General features: G+C 60.6%; 32 protein-coding genes. 22 read left to right on the top strand and 10 right to left on the bottom strand.

Features of this window, described 5'->3' with window-relative positions; all coding sequences use genetic code 11:
- Nucleotides 1-7: 7 nt before the first annotated feature.
- Entirely contained in the window at nucleotides 8-631 is a 624-nt protein-coding gene (locus E3T22_RS06425; RefSeq protein WP_134480551.1) for a hypothetical protein, read from the top strand.
- 273 nt (nucleotides 632-904) lie between these two features.
- On the opposite strand, the gene E3T22_RS06420 is transcribed toward E3T22_RS06425, so the two are convergent.
- Nucleotides 905-1,999, bottom strand: a complete 1,095-nt coding sequence (locus tag E3T22_RS06420; RefSeq protein WP_134480550.1) for a CU044_5270 family protein — start codon at nucleotides 1,997-1,999, stop codon at nucleotides 905-907.
- Entirely contained in the window at nucleotides 1,962-2,555 is a 594-nt protein-coding gene (locus E3T22_RS06415) for an RNA polymerase sigma factor (protein WP_241983612.1), read from the bottom strand. The genes E3T22_RS06420 and E3T22_RS06415 overlap by 38 nt, the downstream gene beginning before the upstream one ends.
- A gap of 480 nt (nucleotides 2,556-3,035) precedes the next feature.
- Between E3T22_RS06415 and E3T22_RS06410 the strand changes: the two genes are divergently transcribed.
- The 6 genes from E3T22_RS06410 to E3T22_RS06385 all read left to right on the top strand — a co-directional run bounded on the left by E3T22_RS06410 (nucleotide 3,036) and on the right by E3T22_RS06385 (nucleotide 7,567).
- Entirely contained in the window at nucleotides 3,036-3,488 is a 453-nt protein-coding gene (locus E3T22_RS06410; RefSeq protein ID WP_134480549.1) for a hypothetical protein, read from the top strand.
- Nucleotides 3,489-3,801: 313 nt separating this feature from the next.
- Nucleotides 3,802-4,203 (top strand): hypothetical protein, encoded by a 402-nt coding sequence (locus E3T22_RS06405; protein WP_134480548.1) that lies wholly within the window; start codon nucleotides 3,802-3,804, stop codon nucleotides 4,201-4,203.
- A 233-nt stretch (nucleotides 4,204-4,436) separates the two neighbouring features.
- Entirely contained in the window at nucleotides 4,437-5,030 is a 594-nt protein-coding gene (locus E3T22_RS06400; RefSeq protein WP_134408949.1) for an RNA polymerase sigma factor, read from the top strand.
- Nucleotides 5,027-5,536, top strand: coding sequence for a hypothetical protein (locus tag E3T22_RS06395; RefSeq protein ID WP_134480547.1), 510 nt, complete (start codon nucleotides 5,027-5,029; stop codon nucleotides 5,534-5,536). The genes E3T22_RS06400 and E3T22_RS06395 overlap by 4 nt, the downstream gene beginning before the upstream one ends.
- A gap of 157 nt (nucleotides 5,537-5,693) precedes the next feature.
- The gene (locus tag E3T22_RS06390) at nucleotides 5,694-6,395 is read left to right on the top strand and encodes a hypothetical protein (RefSeq protein WP_134480546.1); all 702 of its coding nucleotides are present in this window, start codon (nucleotides 5,694-5,696) and stop codon (nucleotides 6,393-6,395) included.
- 716 nt (nucleotides 6,396-7,111) lie between these two features.
- The gene (locus E3T22_RS06385) at nucleotides 7,112-7,567 is read left to right on the top strand and encodes a hypothetical protein (protein WP_134480545.1); all 456 of its coding nucleotides are present in this window, start codon (nucleotides 7,112-7,114) and stop codon (nucleotides 7,565-7,567) included.
- Between the two features lie 480 nt (nucleotides 7,568-8,047).
- Here E3T22_RS06385 and E3T22_RS06380 read toward each other — a convergent pair whose 3' ends face one another.
- Together E3T22_RS06380 and E3T22_RS19655 are read right to left on the bottom strand one after the other, a co-directional pair.
- Complete coding sequence (locus E3T22_RS06380; RefSeq protein ID WP_134480544.1) at nucleotides 8,048-8,449, bottom strand: NUDIX domain-containing protein; 402 nt, start codon at nucleotides 8,447-8,449, stop codon at nucleotides 8,048-8,050.
- 201 nt (nucleotides 8,450-8,650) lie between these two features.
- Nucleotides 8,651-9,253 (bottom strand): HXXEE domain-containing protein, encoded by a 603-nt coding sequence (locus E3T22_RS19655; protein ID WP_134480543.1) that lies wholly within the window; start codon nucleotides 9,251-9,253, stop codon nucleotides 8,651-8,653.
- A 200-nt stretch (nucleotides 9,254-9,453) separates the two neighbouring features.
- On the opposite strand from E3T22_RS19655, the gene E3T22_RS06370 reads away from it, so the two are divergent.
- From E3T22_RS06370 to E3T22_RS19470, 5 genes are all read left to right on the top strand, one after another.
- The gene (locus E3T22_RS06370; protein ID WP_134480542.1) at nucleotides 9,454-9,855 is read left to right on the top strand and encodes a hypothetical protein; all 402 of its coding nucleotides are present in this window, start codon (nucleotides 9,454-9,456) and stop codon (nucleotides 9,853-9,855) included.
- 265 nt (nucleotides 9,856-10,120) lie between these two features.
- The gene (locus tag E3T22_RS06365) at nucleotides 10,121-10,669 is read left to right on the top strand and encodes a TetR/AcrR family transcriptional regulator (RefSeq protein WP_134480541.1); all 549 of its coding nucleotides are present in this window, start codon (nucleotides 10,121-10,123) and stop codon (nucleotides 10,667-10,669) included.
- A 26-nt stretch (nucleotides 10,670-10,695) separates the two neighbouring features.
- Nucleotides 10,696-11,226: a dihydrofolate reductase family protein gene (locus E3T22_RS06360; protein ID WP_241983611.1), complete on the top strand. Its 531-nt coding sequence runs from the start codon at nucleotides 10,696-10,698 to the stop codon at nucleotides 11,224-11,226.
- A 368-nt stretch (nucleotides 11,227-11,594) separates the two neighbouring features.
- Nucleotides 11,595-12,353 (top strand): D-alanine--D-alanine ligase, encoded by a 759-nt coding sequence (locus tag E3T22_RS06355; RefSeq protein ID WP_255453163.1) that lies wholly within the window; start codon nucleotides 11,595-11,597, stop codon nucleotides 12,351-12,353.
- 25 nt (nucleotides 12,354-12,378) lie between these two features.
- Nucleotides 12,379-12,606, top strand: a complete 228-nt coding sequence (locus tag E3T22_RS19470) for a hypothetical protein (protein WP_255453164.1) — start codon at nucleotides 12,379-12,381, stop codon at nucleotides 12,604-12,606.
- A gap of 88 nt (nucleotides 12,607-12,694) precedes the next feature.
- Here E3T22_RS19470 and E3T22_RS06350 read toward each other — a convergent pair whose 3' ends face one another.
- On the bottom strand, nucleotides 12,695-13,111 hold the full coding sequence (locus E3T22_RS06350) for a hypothetical protein (RefSeq protein ID WP_134480539.1): 417 nt from the start codon (nucleotides 13,109-13,111) through the stop codon (nucleotides 12,695-12,697).
- An 849-nt stretch (nucleotides 13,112-13,960) separates the two neighbouring features.
- On the opposite strand from E3T22_RS06350, the gene E3T22_RS19650 reads away from it, so the two are divergent.
- A complete protein-coding gene (locus tag E3T22_RS19650; RefSeq protein ID WP_370291451.1) occupies nucleotides 13,961-14,515 on the top strand; it encodes a DUF6578 domain-containing protein in 555 nt (184 codons plus the stop codon).
- A 456-nt stretch (nucleotides 14,516-14,971) separates the two neighbouring features.
- Nucleotides 14,972-15,157, top strand: a complete 186-nt coding sequence (locus tag E3T22_RS06345) for a hypothetical protein (RefSeq protein WP_134480538.1) — start codon at nucleotides 14,972-14,974, stop codon at nucleotides 15,155-15,157.
- A gap of 259 nt (nucleotides 15,158-15,416) precedes the next feature.
- On the opposite strand, the gene E3T22_RS06340 is transcribed toward E3T22_RS06345, so the two are convergent.
- A complete protein-coding gene (locus E3T22_RS06340; protein WP_134480537.1) occupies nucleotides 15,417-16,007 on the bottom strand; it encodes a hypothetical protein in 591 nt (196 codons plus the stop codon).
- Between the two features lie 422 nt (nucleotides 16,008-16,429).
- Nucleotides 16,430-16,885 (bottom strand): hypothetical protein, encoded by a 456-nt coding sequence (locus tag E3T22_RS06335; protein WP_134480536.1) that lies wholly within the window; start codon nucleotides 16,883-16,885, stop codon nucleotides 16,430-16,432.
- A gap of 661 nt (nucleotides 16,886-17,546) precedes the next feature.
- On the opposite strand from E3T22_RS06335, the gene E3T22_RS06330 reads away from it, so the two are divergent.
- The 8 genes from E3T22_RS06330 to E3T22_RS06295 all read left to right on the top strand — a co-directional run bounded on the left by E3T22_RS06330 (nucleotide 17,547) and on the right by E3T22_RS06295 (nucleotide 22,995).
- A complete protein-coding gene (locus E3T22_RS06330) occupies nucleotides 17,547-18,257 on the top strand; it encodes a hypothetical protein (RefSeq protein ID WP_134480535.1) in 711 nt (236 codons plus the stop codon).
- Nucleotides 18,254-18,760, top strand: a complete 507-nt coding sequence (locus E3T22_RS06325) for an RNA polymerase sigma factor (protein WP_134480534.1) — start codon at nucleotides 18,254-18,256, stop codon at nucleotides 18,758-18,760. Before E3T22_RS06330 ends, E3T22_RS06325 begins: the two co-directional genes overlap by 4 nt.
- A 325-nt stretch (nucleotides 18,761-19,085) precedes the next feature.
- On the top strand, nucleotides 19,086-19,535 hold the full coding sequence (locus tag E3T22_RS06320) for a hypothetical protein (RefSeq protein ID WP_134480533.1): 450 nt from the start codon (nucleotides 19,086-19,088) through the stop codon (nucleotides 19,533-19,535).
- A 230-nt stretch (nucleotides 19,536-19,765) separates the two neighbouring features.
- The gene (locus tag E3T22_RS06315; protein ID WP_134480532.1) at nucleotides 19,766-20,077 is read left to right on the top strand and encodes a hypothetical protein; all 312 of its coding nucleotides are present in this window, start codon (nucleotides 19,766-19,768) and stop codon (nucleotides 20,075-20,077) included.
- A gap of 386 nt (nucleotides 20,078-20,463) precedes the next feature.
- A complete protein-coding gene (locus E3T22_RS06310) occupies nucleotides 20,464-20,850 on the top strand; it encodes a hypothetical protein (protein WP_134480531.1) in 387 nt (128 codons plus the stop codon).
- Nucleotides 20,851-21,314: 464 nt separating this feature from the next.
- A complete protein-coding gene (locus tag E3T22_RS06305) occupies nucleotides 21,315-22,070 on the top strand; it encodes a hypothetical protein (protein ID WP_134480530.1) in 756 nt (251 codons plus the stop codon).
- The gene (locus E3T22_RS06300; protein ID WP_134480529.1) at nucleotides 22,067-22,582 is read left to right on the top strand and encodes an RNA polymerase sigma factor; all 516 of its coding nucleotides are present in this window, start codon (nucleotides 22,067-22,069) and stop codon (nucleotides 22,580-22,582) included. The genes E3T22_RS06305 and E3T22_RS06300 overlap by 4 nt, the downstream gene beginning before the upstream one ends.
- Before the next feature lie 23 nt (nucleotides 22,583-22,605).
- Nucleotides 22,606-22,995 (top strand): hypothetical protein, encoded by a 390-nt coding sequence (locus E3T22_RS06295; RefSeq protein ID WP_134480528.1) that lies wholly within the window; start codon nucleotides 22,606-22,608, stop codon nucleotides 22,993-22,995.
- Nucleotides 22,996-23,337: 342 nt separating this feature from the next.
- Here the strand turns inward: E3T22_RS06295 and E3T22_RS06290 are convergent, their stop codons facing one another.
- From E3T22_RS06290 to E3T22_RS06280, 3 genes are all read right to left on the bottom strand, one after another.
- Complete coding sequence (locus tag E3T22_RS06290; RefSeq protein WP_134480527.1) at nucleotides 23,338-23,766, bottom strand: GNAT family N-acetyltransferase; 429 nt, start codon at nucleotides 23,764-23,766, stop codon at nucleotides 23,338-23,340.
- A 180-nt stretch (nucleotides 23,767-23,946) separates the two neighbouring features.
- Entirely contained in the window at nucleotides 23,947-24,366 is a 420-nt protein-coding gene (locus tag E3T22_RS06285; RefSeq protein ID WP_134480592.1) for a GNAT family N-acetyltransferase, read from the bottom strand.
- Between the two features lie 170 nt (nucleotides 24,367-24,536).
- Entirely contained in the window at nucleotides 24,537-24,959 is a 423-nt protein-coding gene (locus E3T22_RS06280) for a GNAT family N-acetyltransferase (protein ID WP_134480526.1), read from the bottom strand.
- Between the last annotated feature and the right edge of the window lie 383 nt (nucleotides 24,960-25,342).

The following is a 25,342-nucleotide window of genomic DNA, read 5'->3' as shown; positions in this document are numbered from 1 at the left end:
TGGAATCGTGATCATCGGCAGCCTCGCACTCGGGAACCTCAATGGTCAAGAGAGCGACACGCCCCTGGCAACGGCCGGCCCTGTCGCAGTCAACCCGCCGGACGCTTCCGGCGACGAGACCGTCGCTAGCGACCCAGCAGAGCTTGCCGCCGGCGCACAGCTCGTGGTTTTGGGAACGGTCATTGGAGTAGAGGAGACGCAGGCTCCTGCCGAGGTGCCACAGCCCTATGGCGTGGTGAAGACGTTCACACTCGTCCTCTCCACAGACCAGACGATACAAGGCACTGCGGAGCCGGGACCGGACGGTTTTTTGCGTATAGTCATCCCGTCTTTCGCCACCAGCACTGGCGGACTATCGGTCGACGAATACCTCCAGCGCATCCCTCTAGGCAGCGAAATAGCTGCCTACCTGGAACGGGGTTGGCCCGCCAGCGGGGGGATGGTGAATACAAACCCTGAGTACGCAGCAGCCGACCAGGTCCCGCTATACATTCCGACCACCAGCCAAAGCCTGGCGGTGCAGGTTCACGAAGCCTCCGCCGTGTTCTGGCCGCTCACAGGAACATGGAAGGAGGGATCAATTCGTGACGCGTTGCCGGGAGGCACCCTCGTCCCTCTGGCGGGCGATTGAATCAATGGGCGCGACGCGCTCAGCTCTCCATGGCACCGTTGACGCGCCGCGAGAGCGTCATAACGCATGGGTTTTGAAGCACTTGGGTTTCGAGACGCATCGCTCCAAGCCGCTGCACACGTGCGCTCTAGTTCTTCAGGGGCGCAATCGTGGTCTGCTCGTCGGAAGAAGACTCCGCCAGCTTTCGTTTGACCAGGGCGGTTAGATCGACGGAGGAGCCCAGCCGGAGGTTGACACCGGCTGGGTCGGGCGTTGAGGACTGATTGCGGGAGATCATCCCGGCAGGCCCATGTGTCCGTAAACGTTGCCACCCGCGGGGGCTTCGTCCACCACTGTGGTGGTCACAGCCGTCCATCCCACTATCGCTCCCACTGGGAGCGGATAATCGCCGCCGAGCGCCACGACGGTCGTTCGTTCCCCGATCATTTCCCCGGTTTCGGGATCGATGATCATGTCGAGTCTGGTCTTCTGACCCGATTCCTGCCGACCAATGGCAATTCCTGTGCGTCCGTTGAGCGTCGCGACTCCCTCAGTGATCATGACGCCGGGGATCATGGCTGCGGCTTCGTAAAGTGCTCCGCGGAGGTCTGCTGGAATTCCGCCACCGCGGAGGGTGTCTGAAATCCAGACGAGCGCTTCACCGTCAGGTGAGGGGCCCTGGCCCAACGTAATGCGGTAGATGTTGTTGAGGAGCTGGTATGGGTCGCGGGGCAGAGCCGCCAGCATCTCGACGTCAGAGCTGGGGCTGCCATAGAAGGCGCCGCCCGCGGCTCGCACGTTTTCCTGGTAGTCAGGGCTGCCGCGTTTTGCCAAACTCTGCTCCCACTCCGACTGCATCGCGGCCTCGGACTCAGGCCCGAAGGCTTGATACGGCTTCCTCATACCCCGCATCCAGACCCAATCGTCATTGAGATTGGCCGGGATATAGAGCTGGTCCTCGGTGATCGTGAGGAAGAAAATTTCGCGGCCGTTCTTGCCGGCGGGGCCCAGTCCGTTGTAGACCGCGCTCGTGTCCACCCGGAGATACTGACCTGGCTTGAGCACAGGGTCTGCTGTGGCGATAGTCAGCGCCGACGCTTCGTTGAGCACGGCAGCCGCGGCGGGATCGGCGCCGCCGCGCCAGCCGGCGAGCCCGATCATGTCGCTCATGATCAGGCCAGTCACGAGCGTGGCCGCCACAGCCGTGCAGGCAGCCGAATATCCAACTCGGCGCAGAACGGGCATGCGCCTGGCGACGGACGGGCGGGATGCCGGACGGCGGGATTCCTCAATGTGCGCCAGCAATGCCGCGCGACCGGAGTCGAGTGCTTGCCGACTCGGCTTGGGTGGGTTAGTACGAGCGCTGCGGAGCAGTGTCAGTTCGTCCATGAAAGGTCTCCTTATCGGTAGCAATGTCGAGAGCGGAGCGAAGCAGTCGACGCGCCCGGTTGAGCCGGGAACGCACGGTGCCGAGAGGAATTTCTAAGGCATCCGCGACGCCTTGGTAGTCGAGATCTCCCCAGGCGTAGAGCAGCAAAGTGTCTCGGTCACCCACCGACAACCGCCGCAGCGCACTTTCGATCCGTTTAGCGGATCGCGCCGCGTCCATCCGTGCGCCAGCAAGCTCGATCGCGTCAGGCACAACGTCAGCCGCGATTCCTGCGACCATGCCTCTCCACGCGACTGCCTCCCGCCGGGCATGCTGCTTCAGCAGCGTTGTGGCGATGCCCAGCAGCCACGGAAGAGCGCTGGTCGCAGATGCGTCGAACCCTCGCCGCTTGTCGAAGGCGACCAGGAAGGTTTCGGACAAGATATCGTCCGCGACCTCCGCGCCGATCCGGCGAGCCGCGTATCGGTGGATCGTCCCCGCATGCCGGTCGTACAGCGCCGCGAATTCTTCCGGGCTGCCGATCGATCTCTCGATCACCTCGTTGTCTGTGCTCACACTAGGTATTGCTCATTCACCGATAAATAGTTCACGATTCGACCATAGAAGCTGAGGACCGGCCCGCCGCGCAGACCTGAGCTTCCGCGCCACTCCAGCAGGCTCCATCAGCGAAGGCTTCGGTGTCTCGAAACCCTACCGATACGAGACAAGTCCAGATGCGAGACAAGTCGCCTGCCGCTCGTCGCCTGAACGGATGATCTCCAACGTCTCGTTTCCCATGGGTTATGAGGCGGTCTTGCTTCGAGACACGTGCCCGCAGTGCGCTCGAATCGCCGCACGCAACGCTGTGGGGCGTCAAGGCACTCAGGAGTGCGTCCCGGTTCGGGGCTGTTGGGAACAGGACAGCGCGTAACGGACACTATTTATTAGGGCTCCGAAGGAGCGCAAGGATCAACCGGGCAATAGGCTGCGGCCAAGGAGCGGGGATGAAGATTCCTTGATCTCACACCGAAGAGCACCAGTCTTGAGGGGCAGTTGATGAAGCACAAATACAGAAGCATCGCAGTGATAGTGGTCGCGCTTGCCCTGTCTGGTTGCGCTGGAGGGGCCATCAGCACCGGGGCGCCAGCGTCCTCGCCCGTGGCCGGCGAGGAATCTGGCTCCACTATTGCTTTCGTCGACGGTCTCTTGACGTACGAGGTCACGAGAGTAGGCGACAATTTCATCGCGCTGGGGGCCGCGTACGCGGGAGAGGTTTCATTCGAGGACGGATGTCTTCTCGTCGGTGGTGCGCCGTTCGTGTTTCCCCGTGACGGAACGAGCTGGGACGGAACGACTCTCAGACTCAACGGCAACGAGTTCGTTGTTGGCGACCAAATATCGGTGGGTGGTGGCGGTGGGCTCGAGGGCCTAAAACTCCCTGAGAATGCTACTGACCAGTGCGGAGGTGAGGCACCCATTTTTGCCTCCACAATCGACGACAAGAGCTGATACCTGAAGACGGCAGGACGGTCCTGGCTGACTCGTGAGTATTGATGGTACCGCATAAAGGAACGGAGTAGCGGGGCAAGGTGACCCCCACCAGGGCGATATCCGTGACTCATTTCCCATGGGTTTCGATACACGGGGGCTAGGCGACGTCGGGCTCTCAAGGAGCCCTCCGATGACCCATAAAGACCCGGACCAGACCTGGGCGCATTCGACCCTGCAGCCTAGGCAAAATCCGAGCGATCCTGGCGCAATGGAGCAGGTAGGTTGAGGACATGAGCGCGCGTGGTGGCGTCGTCGTGAGGAGCAGGCGCGGGTGAACGACACTGAATCTTCCCGATGTACTGGTTCGGCCCGCATTTTTCAGGCGCTCTGGATTGTGGGCTACCTGATTGGCACCAGCACGCACACCGTCGATCTCCTGCTGGGTGGCACAAACGCCTATTCGTCCTTCCCCGATCCTCTTCGCCTGTTCTGGATCTTGCTGACGGTTTTAGATCCGCTTGTCGTCGTTCTCATATTGCTCCAGAAACAGGTTGGCGTCGTCCTCGGTGTTGTCGTCATCGTCGTCGACGTTGGCGTGAATGCCACGGTTTACGCCACGATCGGAGGCCTTTCACTCTTTGGCGTACTCTGTCAGACGCTGTTCGGCATCCTGATACTCATCACGGCTCGACCACTATCCGCCTGGTTTGCCGCCGTCAATCGATCAAAATGACTCACGGGCATAGACGTAGCCCGCGAGCACGTGCTGGGCGCAACAAGGGAATTGTCGCGCCCATGTCTTGTATCCCATGCGATAAAAGACACATAGGTTTCGAGACACACTCAGTGCGAGGCCCTCTCCGCCAGACGCATTGAAGGCAAGCGCACGCGTCGACGGGTCTGCGCCTCGCCATGCCGTGGTCTTTCCGCGATGGAACCACGTTCGGCGTGCGGACATTATTAGGTATGACGGCAGCCCGGGGGATTAACGAGTACGAGGTCTGGGCTCGCGCCGTCGACGGGGATGCGGGGGCGTTCGGGGAGCTGTTTGATGAACACCGCGACCGAGTGTTCGGCCACGCCCTGCGCTCGCTCGCGTCACGCCACGATGCTGAGGATGCCACGGCAATCGTGTTCCTCGAGTTGTGGCGCCATCGACGTAGGGTACGCGTGGTTAATGGCTCGGTTATCGGCTGGTTGTTGGTGACCACAAACAACGTCTGCCGCAACCAGGCCCGTTCGGCGAGGCGCTACCGCCTGGCCCTGGCGAAACTCTCGCCAGAAGCGGCGAGCCCAGACCCGTCCGACGACCTGTCGCTCGAAATGGACCGCGCCCGCAATGCGCCGGGCGTGCGCGAGGTCTTCAATCAGCTCAGTGCGCGGGATCAGAACATCCTTACGCTCTGCGTGCTGGAGGACCTGACCACCGCAGAGGCAGCCCTGGCTCTGCGCATCCCCATCGGCACGGTGAAATCTCGGTTGTACCGAGCAAAGAAGAGAATGGCCGAGTTGATGATGCAGTCTGCACCCGACGCGAGAGAACAGTGGAGTCTGTCATGAGCCAGGACCGAACAGGTCGACTTGATCGACCTTCAGAGTTTGACCCGCGCCGTAGCGATGAGATCCGACGCCTTCTCACCGGCCAGGTGGCGGCAACAGCCAGGCCTCGCAGGGCCCGACTTTCGCGCACAGCGTTCTCGCTCGCTGCCACGGCGGCTCTTCTGTTCGCCGGCGGCATCGGTGCCGGCGCCGTGGAGGCCTACGACCAGCTCTCCATGAGCGCGGATGCTCAGAACGCAGTCCAATCCGATAGCCCCGCATCCGCGGAGGCCTTGAGCGGCTTCAGCGCCTCTGCAATCGACCTTGTGCCGATTCTTATTGTGGATGGTGAGGTCGGCTACGCACATCGGGACGCCCTCGAAGCGGCCAACCCGCTTGCGGAGTCCCACCTGTCGGGATCCGCCAGCGCCGATTCCGAAGCATCCACCACTCTTGTGCCGATTTATCTTGCGGATGGTGTCACCTTGGTGGGCTCTTTCGATCCTGCCGCATTGATCCATCCGTAGCCTCTCTGCCGGCAGCGTCCATGCTTCTGATCGGAAGCCCAGTTGGCCGTTCCGTTGCCCAATACACGCGGTAATGACCCACGCGGGACACCCAGATCAAGTCGGATTGACACCCATTGATGCGCTGCGGACATTTCTAGGTTAAAGAAGCAACCCAATGATCAGAGTGCGGCAGATCGAGGCGATGCCACTCGCCACGTCGGCGCGGCGCATGCCCACATCACCACAAAGGGGTGAAGAAGTGATAGAGATCGCGTCCTGTTTTATCGGTCTTGGACTGACGGCTCTGGCATTGTCCGGGTGCGCGGCAGCTTCCGCTGAGGGCATTGAGCCCACCGCAGCCTCGCCTGCCAACTCGCTCACGCCCGCCGAAGTCAAAAGTGCAGCCGTACCGAACGAAGAATTCTCGTCGGCTGTGGGTCCGGTCTTGGAGTCGTTTCCGAACGACTACGCCTTCTTCTACTTCGACAGCGAACTTAAACCCGTCATCGGTTTCACTAATGAAGCGGTACCCGCGGTTCTAGCTGCGGTCAAGTCGACGGGGCAGCCAGCGCAGATCCTCGAGGACTCCGGGTTCACCGATGCTGAATACAATGCAACAGCCGAACAGCTTGTCGCTGACCTGCAAGCGACGTGGCCCACGAATGTTCCATTCCCCATGATCGGTGCGCGACCAGACTTTGGTGTCGGCGTGCTTGGTGTCACCCGAATTGCCGATGAGGGCAGCTCGGATGCGGCCCGGTTGATCCAAGAGTCGACCAGGTTGATCGAAGAGGCAGATGTCGGGTCACCGTTCTCGGTTCAGGTCGATAAGAACGTACTCGGGCCAGGAAAGCCGGCCACCGCGGTTGACCGATAGGGATCGTCCAGCAGACGTTCCTCGAGTGGATCCACACACCTGTGACTTTTGCGCTCTGGCAGCGTTTTTAGCGCATCGAACTGATTGCGTGCGCCGGTCCAGAGCGGCGTCAGCGTCTTGCATCCCATGGGTTTCAAGACAGGTAGGTTGCGAGACAGATCCGGCTGGAGTGCCGTTTAGGTGACTAATTGCTGATTTCGAACGATCACTTATGAATGATCCGCGGCGCGCGCCATCAGTGTCAGTCGTGCAGCGCCGGGCTGCCTATCAGAAAGGTGCCGATGTCCAAGGGCAAACGCCGACACCGTGAGCTCATAGCGCAGCGCTCCCGCCAGAACCAAAAAGCCCCCGGCCATGTGACCGGGGTTTTTAGTGTGCCCACTTGTGGCGCTTGAGGCTCAGGTACTCACGGTTTTTCCTCAGGGCTTACTCAGCAAACCAGTCGGCTATTCCCTGAGCCAGGGCAGTACGCTCCGAAGCACAGCGACGGTCCTGCTCGACGAAAGGGCACGTCGGACGCTAAATTCAAAGGGGTACTCGGCATGAACAAGATCATCTCCTGCCTCATCGGCGTGAGTCTGTCAGCACTAGCGCTGTCCGGTTGCGCAGCGGCTTCCACCACGGGCGCTGGGTCGGCCGGAGTGGCCAGTGTCGAGCCGAGTCGACTCCCCATCGTGGAAGAACACGCTCCCCCGTCCGACGCGGCAACTACAGCCATGAATGAGTTCGCTGCCCTAAATCAAACGCCGCTCGGCGACGCCACGGCGCTCATCGAAGAGCAGTTCCCCAACGAGTTCGCCTACGCCTTCTTCGATGACTCCAGCGCCATGCACGTGGGCTTCGCTGGAACGGCGCCGGCTGGAGCAGTCGCACTCCTCAAGGGCACCGACCTGCCCTACGTCGTCATCGAGTCCGTGGGCTTCAACGCAGCGGAGTATCAGCAAGCGGCCACCAGCGTTGGCGAGCAGACTCGGAAGTACGTCACTTCCGACCGCCAGGTACAAATCTCTCAGGACTCCTCGATGGCACCAGGTGCGATCAAGGTGAGCTTCCAGTCAGATGACGCCCAATTCAGGAGCGACCCCGGACTTAGGAAATCCATCACGGTCGACACACCCTTCAGGATCATCTTCGACTTCACGAACACCTCCCTCATCAGCACCCTCTTCTGAGCGGCTTGACGCGAGTTCGGTGATTCGAACAGGACGAGCGACCGCCTAGATCGGGTGTGGCGCGCTCCTGCCCATCGACTCCGATCCAAACGTTTACTCGGTTGGGGCCGATATCGGCGATCGGATAGTGACTGCGGTGGTGGCGCGCGACTACCTCCGTACGTCACCCTTGCCTTCCAGACACGAGCCTGACGCCACAGCCCTAAGCTGGCCTGGCCACATCGGGGTTTCGATGCCACGCACTAAGCGCAGCCTTCGTCCTGTCTCGAAACCCTACCGATGCGAGACAGGTCCAGATGCGAGACAAGTCAGCTGCCGCTTGTTGCGTGAGCAGGCGAGCTTTGACGTCTCGTAACCCATGGGAAATGGAACACCTAGGTTACGAGACACCTGAGGCTCGTCGGCATCAGTGAACAACCGTTGATCAATTCGGCACGCTCGAGGTACGAGCACCGGTTTCGACGCCGAGCACCCGTGGTGTTAGGTCAGCGCGAGCTCAATCAGTGCTGGGTAGTCCGCGTCAGCCAAATCCAGGGATTCTGCTTCCTCCGGCGTGAACCACCCGAACGTGTCATGTTCGTCCGGGGCGGCGTTGATGACGGCACCTTCCCAGTCGACGACTTTCCAAATATCTATGCGTGCGTCCAGCGTCTGGATTGCATGGAGAGCCGGTCCGACCGGTGGAGCAATCTCAATATTCAACTCTTCCCGCAGCTCCCGCACTAGCGCTTCGCTGCTGCTCTCGCCCGGCTCAAGATGTCCGCCGGGGAAGTCCCAGACGTCGGGGTACCAACGCTTTGATGACGATCTGTGGACCAGCAACACGCGGCCCGCCCGCGTGAGTAATCCGCAGGCCACCTGGTGCTTCAGAAGATCGTCCATGATCGCGAGCCTAGAGGTGCCGCAGAAACCTGGGTCTCATATTTCTGGACGTCTTTCGGATGTGCCGCATCCATTGGGATCCGAGACGTCTGGCCCGGTGCTCGCCGTGCCGCCAGGACTGATCTCTGCGTCTCGTATCGCATGGGTTACGAGGCGCTCAGGTTACGAGACAAACGCTGCTGGGTGGTGGCCCCGTGACAGTCACGATGAAGGTCGGGACCCGGGGCATGCAAGTCTGGCGACGAAATGAGATGCAAGAGCTGCGCTCAACATCAGGGCAGCTCCTCGCGCGGTGTCGCCCGCGGTGAGAGGCGTGGCACTGCGCCTGAGGGAGGCGCGGGAGATCCGGGCCCCGGGCAGCATTACGAATGGTGCGGTAACCAGTCCGGCGGTGTATCGCTTGAGAACAACGGAGGCCAGGACGTGGGTGGCCACATGCGCTTCTAAGCCCGCTGTGACAGCGCGATACAGTCGTGACTTGCCGTTGGTCTGTATACCCCGAGCGCACGCCCCTCCGACGAGCAAGCCCATTAGAGCAATGGCGATCGCGGACTGGGCCGGAGTTACCAGAATGCGGGAGGATCCCAACCGCGCGGCGATGATCCTTGATGTAGCCGGGAACGTGAACGCTTCCTCCACATCGTGTATCAGCCACGCAATGAAGAGCGATGCTGCGGAGGTTCGTATGCCAACGAGTGTTCTCTTCACGGGGGAATCGTACTGCGCGACATAAGCAACCCGAGGACGAACGATTCTGGCTGCCGAGCCAATCAGCGACGATTCAGACGGTTTCTGGTGCCGCATATCCCATGTGTTTCGATACACGGAGGTTAGGCGACGTCGGGCTCTCAAGGAGCCATCCGATGACGCATGAAGACTCTGACCAGACCTGGGCGCATTGGACCCCGCAGCCTAGGCAAAATCCGAGCGATCCTGGCGCAATGGAGCAAGTAGGTTGAGGACATGAGCGCGCGTGGAGGCATCGTCGTGAGGAGCAGACGCGGGTGAACGACACTGAATCTTCCCGATGTAGTGGTTCGGCCCGCATTTTTCAGGCGCTCTGGATCGCTGGCTACCTGATTGGCACCAGCACGCACACCGTCGATCTCTTGCTGGGTGGCACAAACGCCTATTCGTCCTTCCCCGATCCTCTTCGCCTGTTCTGGATCTTGCTGACGGTTTTAGATCCGCTTGTCGTCGTTCTCATACTGCTCCAGAAACAGGTTGGCGTCGTCCTCGGTGTTGTCGTCATCGTCGTCGACGTTGGCGTGAATGCCACGGTTTACGCCACGATCGGAGGCCTTTCACTCTTTGGCGTACTCTGTCAGACGCTGTTCGGCATCCTGATACTCATCACGGCTCGACCACTATCCGCCTGGTTTGCCGCCGTCAATCGGTCAAAATGACTCACGGGCATAGCGGGTGTCTCGTAACCCCACCTATGCGAGACAGGTCCAGATACGAGACAAGTCAGCTGCCGCTTGTCGCGTGAGCAAGCGATTTTTGACGTCTCATATCCCATGAGTTTCGAGGCAGAGAGGTTGCGAGACGCGGTGGCCGCTCTTGGGCATCACGCGGGTGCCCGTTATGCAGCCGCTAAGTGCCCTAAACGACCCCGAAGCGCAGGACAAAAGGTCTGCATGAGTTAGTGAATTGTGGTTTACTAATTTCATGGTGAGACCGCAGAATCGATCAGACGAGCAGTTGCTGGATGCCATCGATGCGGCCCTGACAGAGCGGCCTGCCATGACGCCGTGGGCTCTCCAAGACGTAGCGCCGGCGGCCGGCATGAGCCCGGCAGGTCTGATCAAGCGGTTCGGCTCTAAGCAAGAGCTGCTGCTCGCGCTGACGCGGCGGTGGATCGAGCACATCCCCGATGCGCCCACCGCCCTGGGCAATGAACTGGCCGAGCTGCGCGCCTACCTGGACGAGAACTTCGCTGCACCGTCGACAGCGGCGGCCATTTCCGGCCTGGGTGCCCTGACGCGCGACCTCTGGTCTCCTGCATCCGCCGCGCTGCTACGAGACGGTTGGAGCAAACAGGCGTGCTACCTGACTGCGCTACTAAAGCACCTCCCCCTGCGTGCAGACGTGGATCCGCACCGCGCTGCGCTGACCTTGCTCGACGCTCTTCACGGCAGCCTGTACCGCCAAGCCGTCGAACTCGAACCGACTACGCCCACCCTTACGCTCGACCTCCTCTTGGAAGGCTGGAAATGACTCACAACCGCTCCTGGACTGGATGCGTGTTTATTGGCACGAGTCTCGACGGGTTCATCGCGAGACCTAGTGGTGACCTCGACTGGCTCACCAGCCCCACCACTCGACCGCACACCACGGATGTGACAGCGCACCCCGCTCTCACATGGGAGACGTTCTTCCCGACGATCGACACGCTCGTCATGGGACGATCCACCTACGAGACAGTCTTGGGTTTCGATTCCTGGCCTTTCCACGAGAAGCGAGTCATCGTGCTGAGCACAACGATCGAGGCGGACGATCGGGTGGAAGTCGCACGCACGGTCGAGGAAGCCAGCAGGATGCTCGACGCCAGAGGAGCTTCACGTGTCTACATCGACGGCGGTCGTACCATCCAGGCGTTCCTCGCTACCGGGCTCGTCGACGAGATAACCGTCTCGATCGCACCCGTTCTGATCGGGCAAGGTCACCGTCTCTTCGGTGACCTCACCAACGATGTGACCCTAACCCTGCGCGGACACCACAGCAGCGAGGGGGACGGTCTTCTTCGGGTGACCTACGACGTCGATTCGCGGTAGCTCCAAGGCGCCCCCGTAGGCGGACGATCACCGCGGCGGCGCCATAAGGTCCCTTCACAGTGACGGCGTGGCGCCCTCGCGAACTTTCTACTTCCCGTGCAACGGGCCCGGCTTGGACTCGCAGTTCGCTGCCTCAAACGCGACATTATGTTTGTCTCGTATCCCTACGGATGCGAGACAGGTCCAGATCCGAGACAAGCCACCTGGCCGCTCGGCGCGTGAACAGGTGATCGCCGGCGTCTCGTATCCCATGGGATACGAGACACGCAGGTTACGAGGCACCTCTTCATCACGCTGGCTGCCCAAGCGATTTGAGGGGCCCAGCACCGTGTCGGAATCGCTGCACGTCGAGCCGATAGCCTAAGGCCATGCGCGTAGGGGTGTTGTTCTGCGGGGATAGTGAAGAACGAGACGTGTCGATCGCTAGTGCCACGCAAGTGGTGCAGGCGTTGAGGTCTCGCGGGCATGACGTCCTCCTTGTGGACACCGCTCTAGGGGCCGTTAGCGCCGCATCGGAACCGGCCGCGCTCACTGCGTCGGTCCCCGACACGCCTCCAAGCCGCGACAGCCTAGACCGGCTCCAAACTCGTAGGTCAGAATTGACCGTCGCCTCCGCCGTCGCGGGAACTGACGTGGTGTTCCTGGCGTTACACGGAGGCTCTGGTGAAAATGGCCAGTTCCAGGCCTTGCTGGAGCTGGCCGGTGTCACTTTCACTGGCAGTGGATCCCTCGGTAGCGGTCTTGCCATGGATAAAGACATTTCGAAGCGGCTTTTCGCATCTGCGGGCATCGAAACGCCCGGCTGGGCGATCTGGGATAGCAAACGGCCCGGTCAGGCCGAGCCGATAGGTTACCCACTCATCGTCAAGCCGAATTCCCAAGGGTCCACGGTCGGCCTCTCGCTCGTCCGGTCGTCGGTTGAATTGGACGCAGCGCTCGAGACGGCATCGCGATACGGCGAAGTGCTACTGGAGCAGTTCATCGCCGGGCGTGAGCTGACGGTCGGGGTTCTCGATGGAATCGCCCTGGCAGTTGGAGAAGTAATGCTCGATCCCGACAGCGCATTCTCCTACCAACAGAAATACCAGGCCGGCGCCGTTCGAGAAGTTTCCAGCTCAGGTCTCTGAGGAGATCGCCGCCGAAGCCCAACGATTGGCGCTTGTTGCCCATGCATGTCTCAAACTCGACGGGTACAGCCGCGCGGATTTCCGTCTGGACGCGCAAGGTGTTCTATGGCTGATCGAGGTCAACACGCTGCCAGGGCTCACAGCAACGAGCCTCTTGCCACAGTCAGCCGCCGCGGTCGGGATTGATTACGCGACACTCGTTGAACGCATCTGTGGCTTGGCCATCGAAAAATCGGCAAAGAGAGCGCGCTAGCGTGGTGCCGGGACCGATGACAATTGGTGTTCCCGTCTCGTGACCCATACGTTTCGAGACTGAAAGGGTTGCGAGACATTGGGGCCTCTTAGACACCGAATGTGTTGTCCCAAAGTTCGGCCAGGGTGGTCATTCCTCCGCCGGCGGCAGCCCACATTTCGTACATTCGTCCTCGTTGGGTATTCGTTGCGTTCCGATAGTCGAGATACCGTTCGAGATTCGGTTGCCCTACCCAGTTCAACGCTCTGTGTCCGAGTGCGATCCCTGGTGCGTTGGAGTGAAGGGCGAAGTGCTTTATCTCTTGGGGATGTTTCTCGATGACTCGAAGAATCATTTCTGCGGAAATATCGCGATGCAAGTCTTCGGCCATTTTCCGCACGGTAGCGTCGGGATCGGTTAGTAGGCGTTCGATTTGATCGGGAGATAGCGATTCGCAGAGGACTGCTTGTGCACGGTCCATCGGGTCGTCGCTGTTGATTAGCGTGGCAACATCTGAATGGATCACTGAGTCCCAGTTTCCGATTTTGTGAGATCCGGCTCTGCGCTCTTCATGCGCCCAGACTAACGACGTGCGCGGGCAAGTGGGTTGCTGCAAACTCATAGGGCCCTTGAGTTGGTTGTGGATCAGCTGCGCGTGGCGTCTCGACGATGCAGGGGATCTAAATGGAATCACCGAGCTGGCGTAGCCAATCACTGTTCTGTCTCATATCCCTACCGATTCGAGTCAGGTCAAGATGTGAGACAGCTCACCTGCCGCGCGAGCTGTCGATCTCCCACGTCTCAAATCCCATGGGATATGAGGCACTCAGGTTATGAGGCACCCTAGCGGCATCGGCTCATACAGTCGCGGCGAGACTTCAGAACCCTCGCTGGCCCCGCTCAATGTCGGCTCGCACGTCCGACATCGCTCGAGCTAGTTCTGGATCGGAGCCTTGAAGATCCCGAGCAGCGGATGCGCTGAGCCGCCGCCGCGAGGACAGCAGGTAGAAGGCCGCCAGAATCAAGAGAGCGAGCCCGAGACCACCCCCAGCGATGAGCACAATCATGAGAGCGCCGGCAGTCATAGGAGTTCCTTTCATCGGTCTCTGGCGAACCTGTCGCCTTTAGACTCACATAAAAAGCTGGTCAATAGTGTTTATCGGCCGAATTGAGCACCCGAATGTGAGGGGCAAGCATGCTGCTTCGACACAGCTCAGCACTCTACCCGGGCGTGCGGTGCCGTCGCATATCCCATGGGATACGAGGCATCTGGGTTGTGAGACACCGGTAACCCTCGCGCTGAGCGCGTGCCCCTTGCAAGATTGGCTTCCTGCTGAGACTCGTGCTTATGCGCAGGGGTTCCTAGTCTGGTTCAATGACCAGTTCAAACAGCGAGCTGCCTTCTCCGATGGGCGCGCGGGGTTCACACGAAGCTTCCCGCGACTCGGGCAGTCACGTGCATCTCAGCGCCTCGTACGAACCACTCGTCAGAGCAGAATTGGAAGCCGTTGATGCTGAAGACATTTCGCCGAGCAGAGGCGCCAAGGACACCGATGTGTGGTTGACCGAATGGCAGGTCGGCGATGACGGCTTTGACGTCGCTCTCGGTGGGCACGTCGACTGGGCTCTCATCCCGATGGATCAAGGCTGGGCGTCCCGCTTGTTCGCAGGCCGTCGAACAGTCCTTCTGCAGCGTGACACCGAGGCAGGGGCACGGGGGCACCGGACGGATTGGACGTACCGTTCCGGTCGTGTGGTTCGGATTGATCAGGTCTCGGTGCGTTACCGTCCGGCGCAAGCGCAAGCGCCAGCGGAACGCGGACTGGTGCCAGAAACCGGTGGAGCAATGCAGCACAGCGTGCGGAGCCTGCGGACGCCGCGCACACATCACGGTCGAATTGTCGGCTGGATAGTCCGACTCAGGGGCTAAGAATCTCAAGCACGCTCCCTCGACCAAGCAAGTAGTGCCAGGCCGGACAGGCGCCCGGCGTCTCTTAACGCATGGGATACAAGACACTTAGATTACGAGTCACCTTGACCGGTGCCGCCAGCGAACCTCCTTGATTCAGGGCGTCCTCTGCAAGCATTGCGACTGAAGCGACTTCGAAGCGCTGTGTAGGCTTCGGCCATGACCTGTCGGAACGGCTGTCCGCCGGCTCTCGCCCTCGCTGCCCTAATACTGTTGGCAAGCACCGCGTGCGCTAGCAGCTCCTCCGAGGCTGGCCTGGACATCCCGACCGTGAATTTACTGACGCTTCTCCCAGGATCGACTGTTCAACTCGCCGGCACCGTCACGATTGCCGAAAACGGTTGTTTCCACCTAAGCACCAAGTCGGGCAGATACTTCGTCATTTGGCCCGAGGGGTTCGAACAAGACGGCGACCAAGTGTCCATCCCTTCTGGCCCGGTGTTCTCCGCCGGTGATGCCGCCATCGGGTCAGCCCGCGTTCTGGATGTCTCGGCGGCGGTCGCGGCGGGCGACGGCCCGGAGGGCTACATCGGCGCTGTCATCGACTTCTGTGCGGGAGAGGGCGAGCCGGTAGCCGCCTTCTCGGAGATCGCAGCCGGCTAGGTGGAAATCACTTCGGCGTCGGCGCGAGAAAGCAGAACGACTCCATCGCGATCGCCTCCGAAAAATGAAGCCCGAATGCTCTCCTGTCCGCTAATCATGCGCCGGAGCTGACTCAGGCCACCGGTAATCAGGGCCTCGAATCTCATGGGTTACGAGACGTCTCGTTCGAGCAATGTCATGGCGCCGTCGAGGCCTGCTGTCGTTGCAGCACTCTTGTCAGCTGGGTCGATTGCCTGCCAGCGACGGACGCCTGGACCTTTCAGCGTCCTGCGGCACCTTCTTCGAGACGCCTCAGCGCGCTCGGCAGTGCGTAGACCGAGTTTAGGAATTCGAGATCAATGTCCAGGTCCGGGCGCACGTTGGACCGGTCCAGCCCCCACACGGCTGTGCCCCGGCGTCGTATCCAACTCATCACTCGATTGACCCACCGCTCGTAGTCAGCGGACACCGACCGCATTGAATCCGCCTGTGAACCGATCGAGCTGGTGCGCAGCTCTGTTGAGGTGCTTTGACCTGGATTCCATAGCAAGACGGGCGACAGGTTGGAATCGACCAGCCATCCATTCTCAGCGCTCGGGTTCAGACGCTCTCGATTGATCTGGTTGAACACTGCAGCGCGAGCAGGAGAGGTGAAGGCGGAATCGCCGTCACGAAGAATGACGGGTGCGCTGAACCGGTTCGATCGCAACATGACCGTCCCATCGCGTACCGCTTCCTCCGGTGTGTAGCTCAGTGCCGGCTCCCGTACCAGTGGCCAAGGATGCAACGACACCTCGTCACCGTAGCGAAAGAAGTCAAGCAATTCCGCGGTGTCGTGAGCATCGGCATAGAAGTAGACCGCAGTAACCATGGCCGAAAACTATCACTCCGTTGGTCCGGTGATCCCGTCTCAATACCCTACAAATGCGAGACAGGTCCACATTCGAGACAAGTCAACTGCCGCTCGTCGCATGAACAGGCCATCTCCTACGTCTCGTATCCCACCGGGCCAGCGCAGCCGTAGCCGGTATCCAAAGCCAGAATGAGACTAAGCCCGATTTATCGAGACATTGTCTCGAAACCCTACGGATGCGAGACAGGTCCAGATACGAGACAAGTCACCTGATGCTCGACGCTCGAACATGGCGGTCTCCTCTGTCTCGAATCCCATGGGATATGAGACACGCCGGTTACGAGACATCTCCGGCCTGAGCCACGTCCTGGCGCACAGGACACTACTGAGCACGCACCGAGCGTTCGTTCTCTCAGCGGTTTCTACTGGTCAGATCCCCGTCATAGCTGTTGCATCTGTCGGCTCCGCAACTCAGCCAGCAGCCGAACCAATTCCACGATCCGGTCGCGGCTCGAAAAGTTGAAGATCCCCCATCCCGATTGGTTTGGCACGATCGGAAGCTTGAGGTCGCCTTCTGGTGTGCTTACCTGTATGTCGATTCTCGGAATCGACCGGACACCCAATGCGAACTCTCCTTTTTTTACTGACGTCACGTTCTGCCATGAAATGTGCACGAGTAGCTTCAATGGTCGATGTCCCGAATAGACATCTATGCCGCGATCGTTAGCGACAATCGCGAGAATAGATGCCTTTTCCGATCTAGGCGCACCGAGCTGCAGCAGCGCTTCCCAAAGGCCCGTTCCATGCCTCTTGTCGACGTTGAGCACGAGGCTATTGGGTTCTACTTCCGAGAGCTCGCGCTGTCTTCGATTTAGGCGCGCGCCGTAGAGGATCATCCACAAAGAGATTAGGAGGGCGAGTCCCGCGATAATCGCAACGGAATATACGAACGCGATCGCGTGCTGCGACTCACTCAGCTTGTCGGCGCGATCGACAATCGTAAAGATTCGACCAGCTATGAAGATTGAAAACAGTACAACGAAGACGAAGAACGAGTTTCTTAGTCCCTTACCCGGGGATGATGGCTTACTGATAGTGGCTCCCTTTTCTTACTAGACCCTAAAGATGTGAGGACCAATACGGCTCAGCCCACGAAACTCGAACTTAGGGAGCCCGTCAGGACACCAAAGCGTTGCTCGCCGCCCGAGCGGACGCCCAGAGACGCCCCTATCCATGCGCCCAGCGCTCCTCCCGCGACCTATCGACCAACCTCCGCTTCATCACAACAGCGCTGCGAAGAAAGCTCGCATGCTAAACACGGGACAACTCACGCCGGATGCCGCATAGCCTAAGGGCGAATGCCAACGTCTCGGATCCCATGGGTTTTGATACTCATTGGTTAGAAGACACCTCGAGCTGGCGCGGGCGTCCGCGTTGAGTGGTTCCGCGCGCCGCGCGACGATATAGACCGAACCAGATGAGATGGAAGCAGACGTGTCACGTTTGCCTGCTTGACGGACATGCATTGAATGAAGGACTGTCCACAAACCTGCAGGAGTGACATTGATTAGCGACCACGAGCTGGACGCACGTCTCGCGCAGCTTGATCCGGCGCGGTCGGTCTCGGTTGCTGACAAAGCATTTGATCAGATGCTGAGCGGAGTCCGAGCTTCCCCGCGACGTGGCCCACGCAGCTTGAAGATTTCCGCCATCATCGCCGGCGGGGTGATTGTCCTCGGGGCCGGCGCGTTCCCTGCCGCAGCCGCCATTCAGGCGTTTCTTGCTCAGACAGTTGAGATCACGCCCGGGGCAGGGACCGAAGCGATACCTGGCAGCGATTGGATTGATACTGGCGCCGAGGACATCGACGAATTCGTAGCGTCACGATATCCCGCATCTCTCCCTCTACCCGGCGGAGTCGATGCAGCCGACGTCGTTGCGACAGTCGCTTTCTCGATCAGCCGATCAAGTGGGCTCCGTCAAGAGGTCGGCGTGGATGTTGCCTATGAGTCCTACATCTACTGCCGCTGGGTGGACGTGTGGCTGACAACCGATAGCAGTGGCGACTTCGCCGGGCGCGATTACGCGGCGAAAGTCATGATGGACGCCACGACCTGGCCGGCGCGCGCGGCCACCGATGGCGGCGGTGTGGTGGACAGTCAGATCGCCTTCGCTCGGGCCGCCGCTGCCGGAGACCGGGCCGAAGTGCAGACAGCCTTCGACTTAAACGGGTGTCCCGGGTGGAAAGCCTTGGGTTCGGAGCAGTGACGGGCACATCGAACGTCACGGCGCTGACAGAGGTCCGCTCTTTTGAGGCCAGCATCCGCCCGCTGATGCCTAAACTGCTGGCGTACTTCACCAGGAGGGTGCTTCCGTCGGTGGATGCCGCCGATTGTCTCTCGGAGACCCTCGTCGTCCTGTGGCGGCGGCGCAGCGAGCTTCCTGGCGATGAGGACGGACTCCGTGCCTGGAGCTACGGGGTCGCCAAAGGGGTGCTCGCCAACCATCAACGAAGCCAGATCAGACGCACACGCCTATCCGAACGCCTGCGCGACGACCTCTCCCGGAGTCCGTCGCCAACAGTGGCCGCTGACACAGGGCTCAGCGAGGCACTGGCTACGCTCTCTGACGTGGACAAAGATCTGGTTTTGCTCGTCGCGTGGGATGGTTTTGGGGTCGCCGAAGCCGGAGAGCTCCTGGGCCTCACTCCCGGCGCCGCGCGCTCGCGCTACTCCCGAGCGCGAAAAGCGCTCAGAGAGCAGCTCGCCTGAATCTAATGGGCGCCCAGACCGCAGCACCTTACCTCTTCCACCTCACCACTGTCCAAAGGAACTCATGGCCATTCACCTTCGCCCCCGCAGATGGGCCCTATTCCCGCTGCTGATCGCGGCCTCGTTCCTCACGGGATGCAGCGCTGGCTCAGCGCCATCGGCTACGCCCTGGCCGGTACCCACGGCAAGCTCGGACCCCACCAGCTCCCGCGCGGTCAGCATTCCGATGCCCGACTTGGGCCCCTCACCAGCGCCCGTACCCCTGACAGATGTCGATCGTGAAACCCTTCGCCTAGCGAATCTGGATGCTCAATGGCAATCCGTCGTGTCCATGTTTCCCGACGCGAAACGCCCCGATGTCGAATTCGCCGCCTACCTGTCAGGGGCGGATCAGGCCGAAAAGCTGGCCCCGTGCTACACGGGAAGCGGCATCAAGTACTCGGAGGGAAGAGACGAAAACGGCACTGTTGTCGGGCTGAGTCCCAGCATCATCGATGAAGCATCCGCAGTGGCAATTTACGTCTGCGATGCGGCGTATCCGCATCAGCTCGTTGCACCACCGAGCCCGGAGATACTGGGGTATCTGTACGACTACTTCACCAAGTTCGTCGTTCCTTGTTACGAGGCCAACGGCATTACGAACACCCCAGCGCCCACGCGTGAAGCCTTCATCACGCAATGGCCGAACCAAAACTGGTTCCCCTCGATGGAGGACGTGGCCGACACGGCAGACGGCGATGCCATCGAGACAGCCTGTCCGCTACCGCCGCGCTAGCCGCGGTTGATGGCAGCAACATCGAAAGCGACCGCCGTTCAAAGCGGCGCACCAACCTACGCACGCAGAAAGCAAAAGCAAATATGTACCGGAGTCTCTTATTCACCGCGTTAGCGATCGCGTCCCTGTCTGGCTGCGCAGCGGCGCCACCTGTCTCGTCCCCAGGGACGACCGAGATCGTGGAAACGTCAAGCCCTTTGCCCGCTGCGGATCCCGCCGAAGCAGCATGCGTGTCGCTCAGCGAGCCGGCATCTCTGGGCTACAACGCCTGGAACGATTTTCAGAAGGGAACAATCGACCTCCAAACGAGCATCGAGCAATTGACACGCGCCGCTGAGCTGTTCAGAGCCGTTGAGGCTCCGCCGGGAAGCATCGCTATCGCTGTGTCGAATGTGGTGACATATATCGATGCTGCTGTCCCGGGACCCGAAGGGCAGCCGTATGACACCGGCACAAGTGAGTACTTCAACCTCACTTCAGCACTGGCAGCGGCTTGCTCCGCCTCAGGAAACGAACTGATCGTGAGAGCACACGGCGGTTAGTAGCTGGTGCCGTCGGCTCCAAGTACACCCGGCCAAGAACCGCGCTCGTTCTCGGCACGCGATCAGGAGCTGGTCACCCTCGTCGTCTGGGAGGGGTTGAGTATCGCTGAGGCCGGCGGGGTCCTTGATATCCGCCCGGGCGGCTCGGGCGCGGTATTCGCGCGCGCGGCAAGCTTCGTGTGTATCTGGGCTGAGTGGCCGTTGCGCCCATCGTCCAACCGTCGTTGCCGTGGCTGTTCGCCTGTGTGAGGTTGTGGCCATCTCAAGTGATGGCTGGCGGAGTCCAGAAGTGCTGGTCGCACCGAAGAAGCCGCGGGACCCCGACCACGGCTTCTCGCTGTGTCCGCGCATGCTCCGCTCGTGAAGGCTGCGACTAGAATCCACGGGTGACTGACCACGAAATCAAGAAGCGCAAACGACTCCTTGATGGCCCCGATGCTGTGCGGGTGGGCGCAGCGCTTACCGGAGGGGGCTTCGTCGCAGTTGCCCTCTGGCCGTACATCTTGACATTTCCGAGTTCTGAAGACGTCTACTCGCAGTGCATTACGCTCACAGCCGGTCACCTCACACACATCAACCGGTCAACCTTTCCCACACAGATCTTCTGCGAGACCGAGGGGAACCCATTCGCAGGCGCCCTCTACCCCTTTTGGGCATCTGTCGGAATGAGCTCTGTGCTAGCACTCCTGGTCTTTGCCGGGTTCTACGGCGTGTGGATGATGGCGCGCCGCGATGGACGCTTAGACGACAGGACCGGATACGACCGATCGTGAGTCAGTCGAAAGCGTGAGCGTCGAGGCGCACAATCGCGACCATCAGAATCCGTCTCGAAACCCTACCGATGCGAGACAGGTCAGGATGCGAGGCAAGTCGCCTGCCGTTCGTGGCGTCTAGAGGAGCGTCGATCACGTCTCGAATCCCATGGGCTACGAGGCACACAGGTTACGAGCGGCTGAGCCGCGTTCCGCGGCGTCGTGCAGAACGCGGACAGGGCTGTTTTCATAATAGGCACATCACTGTGCACGATTGTCCGGTTACTGCCGGCGGGAACCCGACGCCCAGACTCGTCCATGCTTTGGCCACCTCGCCGTATTCACCGGGAGGCAGCTGGTGATTGCGCCCATCGAATGCGAAACCTGCGCTACGTTTCGTCAGGGGGGAGTTCTTGTCGGCGAAGAGTTCAAGCGACGTGCAAATTTTTTTGTCACGTTATGCCCACTACCCGACATGAGTAGGTATGAACGATTCAACGGGTGACGTAGAAGCTCGGATCGGGGCGCTCGGACGTGTTCGCATGTCCGCTGGCGCCCACGATGCGACCCAGGCTCTGACCATCTTGTTTGAGGATCCGGAAGTCCGTGCCGCCATCGAGCCTGCACGGCCTCGCCGGTTCAGCGGCGTCACCCGCCGCCACCGCATGGTCATCGGCAGTCTTATCGCGCTGGCCGGCCTCGGTGTCGGAATGCCGGCGGTCGCCACCTCAATCCTCGCCCGGACCGGAGAATTCGGTGACCCGTCAACGGGAACCGAGGAAGATGCCACCGAATGGATAGACCCGGGAGCTGAGGGCGCCGGCCAGGTCGTCATTGATGCCTATCCGGAATACCTGACGCTCCCGCCCGACATGCCGAAGAACGCGGCTATCGCTGATGTGTCTCGTTGGGTGACGAAGGTTGTTGGCGGCGCTGGTGCAGGCCAGTCGGTTATGCAGGAGGGCCTGATCACTCAGAATTATGAGTTCTTCGGGGTGTGCGCGTGGTCAGACGTGTGGTTGGAAGCCCGGGCGTCCGGAGACACGGAGGACCTGGCTCGCGCAACGTTATGGCTCAGTAACACCGACAACTATCGGCAGTTCATGGGGGTCGCGGCGCCGAGCGCTTTCGACCGGATGACCGACGTCGCGGCGGCCGCCGCAGCCGGTGAACCGCAGCTCGTCGAGGAGACGTTCGCGGAGAACGACTGTGCTGTCCGGATGGCGAGGATCAAGCGATGACCGGGGCAGTGGACACCGGCGCTCCGGACCGGGTGGCAGCGGATGTCGAGGAGTTCATCAGGGCGGTCGCCGAAGAGTTGTTGGCGTACTTCGCCCGACGGGTGACCCCGCACGAGGACGCTGCCGACTGCCTGTCCGAGACTCTTCTGGTGCTCTGGCGCCGGCGAGGCGCGTTGCCGCAAGCTGACGATGAACGACGGGCGTGGTCCTTCGGCGTGGCCCACAATGTCCTGGCCGCCCACCGGCGGAACGGGATACGACGGTTGGCGCTCACTGGGCGCCTGCGGGACGAGCTGCGCGTGTGGCCGATCGCACCTGAATCCAGTGACGACGCGGCCATCACGGCCCTCGCCTCGCTCTCGGGACGCGATCAGGAACTGGTTACCCTCGTTGTCTGGGAGGGACTGAGCATCGCTGCGGCCGGCAGTATCATCGGCATCCGGCCAGAAGCGGCTCGTGCCCGGTACTCACGAGCACGCCGCAGCCTGCGAGCACGCCTGAGTCTGTCATGAGTGCGGCTAGGGACCCGCTTGCGATGGCCACCACGAAGAAACAGAGATGGTGGAATCAGTGGAGCGGAGGCGCGTGGCTGTCCCTGGCGGTCGCACTCCTGGGCGTGTCCCTGGGATCGACGTTCATCGCCTTCATCTCCGGGTTCAACTTTGACCCAAACGATTATCCGGAGTCGCATTACGCCGCCAAGATCCCCGTAGTCGTGGGTGTGATGATTGTGTCTGTACTAATTCCGGCACTTTCTGCGGCTGCGTCCTTGCTGTCTGTTCTTGCCCGTCCGTTCCATACACCGAGGACTGCGACCGCAGTGGTTACCCTGTTTATGGCGCTGATATTCGTTTGGGCCTGCTGGGTAATGGGTATCCAAGCGATCCAGGAGTGCGTTAGCTTTGCCGAACATGTGCCCGCATGATCTGCAATGACGCGTAAAACGCTCGCCCATCCATCCCGAAATCCCATGGGTTCCAAGCCGATGCTGTCTGTCACACTTCGATCAAATTCAAACGATTTTCCCCAGCCAAGTCCTCTCTATGGCTTGGGGCGCTAGGCATCCGCCTGTCTCGTATCCCTACCGATACGAGACAGGTCCAGATGCGAGATAAGTCACCTGCCGCTCGTCGCCTGGACGGATGATCTCCCACGTCTCGTTTCCCATGGGTTTCGAGACGGATAGGTTATGAAACACGTGGAGATGACGGCCAACCAACAAACGTTTCTGTCGCGCGTGGCTTAGACCTAATTCCTAAGCGATTGACTACGAGTTCGGCTGATCGAGACGTTCCATCCAGGCCCCGGTGAGGGCCAGCGGGGCGAATCCGAACTTGGCGTACAGGCCATGCGCGTCGTCTGTGGAGAGAGCGATACGGCGTAACCCGAGCGGGCGGCAGTCGTCAACAATTCCGGCAACGAGCATCGCCCCGATACCGTGGCCGCGAACTTCGGGGTCGACGAAGACGTCGCAGAGCCAGGCAAATGTCACCCCGTCAGTCACCATCCGCGCATATGCGACCTGCCTGTTCGATGCGGTGTCGTAGACGCCGAAGTTGCGTGAGCCGTCTATCGCGGCATCCTGCCGGGAACGGGAGCGACCGGGAGCCCAATACGACTGCTCACTGATCCAGCGATGCACCCGTTCCCGGTCGATCTCCGCGGTGTCTCCTGAAAAACGATATTCAGCGTCCATTGCCTTATCTAACTGGTGAGAGTAGGGATCCGCTCTCGCAACTGGCCCACGTTCAAGAAAAATGCGTCCCAGCTTGGCGGTCGAAAATATAAGCCACCGTTCGAGCCGTACTGTGCGGCATTCCTGGGCGCTCGGCGCGAAAACGCCCGGCCCAGTCAGATTTTCCCGCCGCGGCGTTCTTCAGGGAGCTAGATCCTCAAGCCGTCGCGACCATGCCACCTCTTGGTGTAGTTGCCCAGTCTCGGTGAACAGTCGAACCTGGTGAGTCTGCGCAAGTACCTCCGCCATTTCGTACCGGTCTGCGGACCTAAAGCCGAGCTTTTGCCAGAACGGGCCTGACCGGCGCGAGAACAGCCATGCTTGACTGGCACCGGAGCGAGCGGCATCTGTCATAGCGAAAATCGCCAGGCGTGACCCAGCGCCGGCCGCGCGACGCCCTGGAGCGACGGCGACACTGCGGACTAAAACGTGCGCTCCGTCTGGGCTCAACTCGTAGCCGGTGCTGCCGATGATTGAGCCGCCCGGATCGTGCTCGGTCCAGAGTTTCACAGTGGGGGCGTCAAGACCGGACACGGTCAGATCCGCCTCGCAAAGAAACATCCGAAGCTCATCGATTTCAGTCGTGGCTACCTGTCTCAACAACACGCACCCATTCTCGTGGAGAGTCATCTAGACCGGTGACCGCGGCGCCTGGGTAGACCTGTCGGAGCCCTCTACGAAGCGCCTACCTGCCGCAGTTAATCAACTGCGGGCACGTCGGGGCCCAGCTTTCAGGGACGGCTCAGCATCATTAGCTTCTGCGGGTCGGGAAACGGCACGAATCCCACCTGCTCGTAGAGTCCGTGAGCGTCGAGAGTCGAGAGAATCAAGCGCTTAAGTTGCATCGGCGAGAGCTCATCGACAACCGCTTGAGCGAGGATACGACCAAGCCCTCGGCCTCGTAACGGGCGGTCAATATAGACGTCGCACAGCCACGCGAAAGTGGCTTCGTCGGTAACGACACGGGCATATCCGCACAGGTCACCGGTAGAACTGTAGACGCCAAAGTTCAGCGAGCCCTGGGCGGCCCGTCGAACAACATCCTCGGTCCGGCCTAGCGCCCAGAACGCATCTGTGGACAGCCAGTGGTGCACCTTTGACAAATCGATGCGACTCAGTTCGGTATCGACGGTGTACTCATCAGTCACGGACATGCATCCACGATATGCGTTGAACCTAGGGAACCGGGAGGACGCGCCCTCGCCGCAGTCGATCAACGAAGTAGGTGGCAAAAAAGGGTCGCATTTGAGGGCGCCCGGGCAACCAATCCTCCCGACTGCCTCGAAGTTATTGGGCCTGGCTTTTGACCGACTCCAAACTAGAGCTGGAACTGCGATATGTGATTACTCCTGAGCGTCACGTTGACGCCGGGTCGGGTTTTCACGAGGCGTCTCGTAACCCTACCGATGCGAGACAGGTCAGGATGCGAGACAGGACGACTGCCGCTCGCATCGTAGAGAGGCGAGACCATGGGTTATGAAGCACTTTGGTTTCGAGACACGTCTGCCACGTTGACTAATCAACCCAGTAACTGCTG

It is taken from the genome of Cryobacterium sp. TMB3-10 (genome assembly GCF_004402305.1).
Lineage (GTDB): Bacteria > Actinomycetota > Actinomycetes > Actinomycetales > Microbacteriaceae > Cryobacterium > Cryobacterium zongtaii.
The sequence above is the reverse complement of the archived record's forward strand: the minus strand, read 5'-3'. Positions and strand labels throughout refer to the sequence as shown.

Bases quoted from the DNA above. Each gene is read 5' to 3' on its own strand.
- E3T22_RS06420 (WP_134480550.1), bottom strand. From the start codon at position 1,999: ATGGACGAACTGACACTGCTCCGCAGCGCTCGTACTAACCCACCCAAG.
- E3T22_RS06410 (WP_134480549.1), top strand. From the start codon at position 3,036: ATGAAGCACAAATACAGAAGCATCGCAGTGATAGTGGTCGCGCTTGCC.
- E3T22_RS06400 (WP_134408949.1), top strand. From the start codon at position 4,437: ATGACGGCAGCCCGGGGGATTAACGAGTACGAGGTCTGGGCTCGCGCC.
- E3T22_RS06395 (WP_134480547.1), top strand. From the start codon at position 5,027: ATGAGCCAGGACCGAACAGGTCGACTTGATCGACCTTCAGAGTTTGAC.
- E3T22_RS06390 (WP_134480546.1), top strand. From the start codon at position 5,694: ATGATCAGAGTGCGGCAGATCGAGGCGATGCCACTCGCCACGTCGGCG.
- E3T22_RS06385 (WP_134480545.1), top strand. From the start codon at position 7,112: ATGAATGAGTTCGCTGCCCTAAATCAAACGCCGCTCGGCGACGCCACG.
- E3T22_RS06380 (WP_134480544.1), bottom strand. From the start codon at position 8,449: ATGGACGATCTTCTGAAGCACCAGGTGGCCTGCGGATTACTCACGCGG.
- E3T22_RS19655 (WP_134480543.1), bottom strand. From the start codon at position 9,253: ATGCGGCACCAGAAACCGTCTGAATCGTCGCTGATTGGCTCGGCAGCC.
- E3T22_RS06365 (WP_134480541.1), top strand. From the start codon at position 10,121: ATGGTGAGACCGCAGAATCGATCAGACGAGCAGTTGCTGGATGCCATC.
- E3T22_RS06355 (WP_255453163.1), top strand. From the start codon at position 11,595: ATGCGCGTAGGGGTGTTGTTCTGCGGGGATAGTGAAGAACGAGACGTG.
- E3T22_RS19650 (WP_370291451.1), top strand. From the start codon at position 13,961: ATGACCAGTTCAAACAGCGAGCTGCCTTCTCCGATGGGCGCGCGGGGT.
- E3T22_RS06340 (WP_134480537.1), bottom strand. From the start codon at position 16,007: ATGGTTACTGCGGTCTACTTCTATGCCGATGCTCACGACACCGCGGAA.
- E3T22_RS06335 (WP_134480536.1), bottom strand. From the start codon at position 16,885: ATGATCCTCTACGGCGCGCGCCTAAATCGAAGACAGCGCGAGCTCTCG.
- E3T22_RS06305 (WP_134480530.1), top strand. From the start codon at position 21,315: ATGAACGATTCAACGGGTGACGTAGAAGCTCGGATCGGGGCGCTCGGA.
- E3T22_RS06300 (WP_134480529.1), top strand. From the start codon at position 22,067: ATGACCGGGGCAGTGGACACCGGCGCTCCGGACCGGGTGGCAGCGGAT.
- E3T22_RS06295 (WP_134480528.1), top strand. From the start codon at position 22,606: ATGGCCACCACGAAGAAACAGAGATGGTGGAATCAGTGGAGCGGAGGC.
- E3T22_RS06290 (WP_134480527.1), bottom strand. From the start codon at position 23,766: ATGGACGCTGAATATCGTTTTTCAGGAGACACCGCGGAGATCGACCGG.
- E3T22_RS06285 (WP_134480592.1), bottom strand. From the start codon at position 24,366: ATGTTTCTTTGCGAGGCGGATCTGACCGTGTCCGGTCTTGACGCCCCC.
- E3T22_RS06280 (WP_134480526.1), bottom strand. From the start codon at position 24,959: ATGTCCGTGACTGATGAGTACACCGTCGATACCGAACTGAGTCGCATC.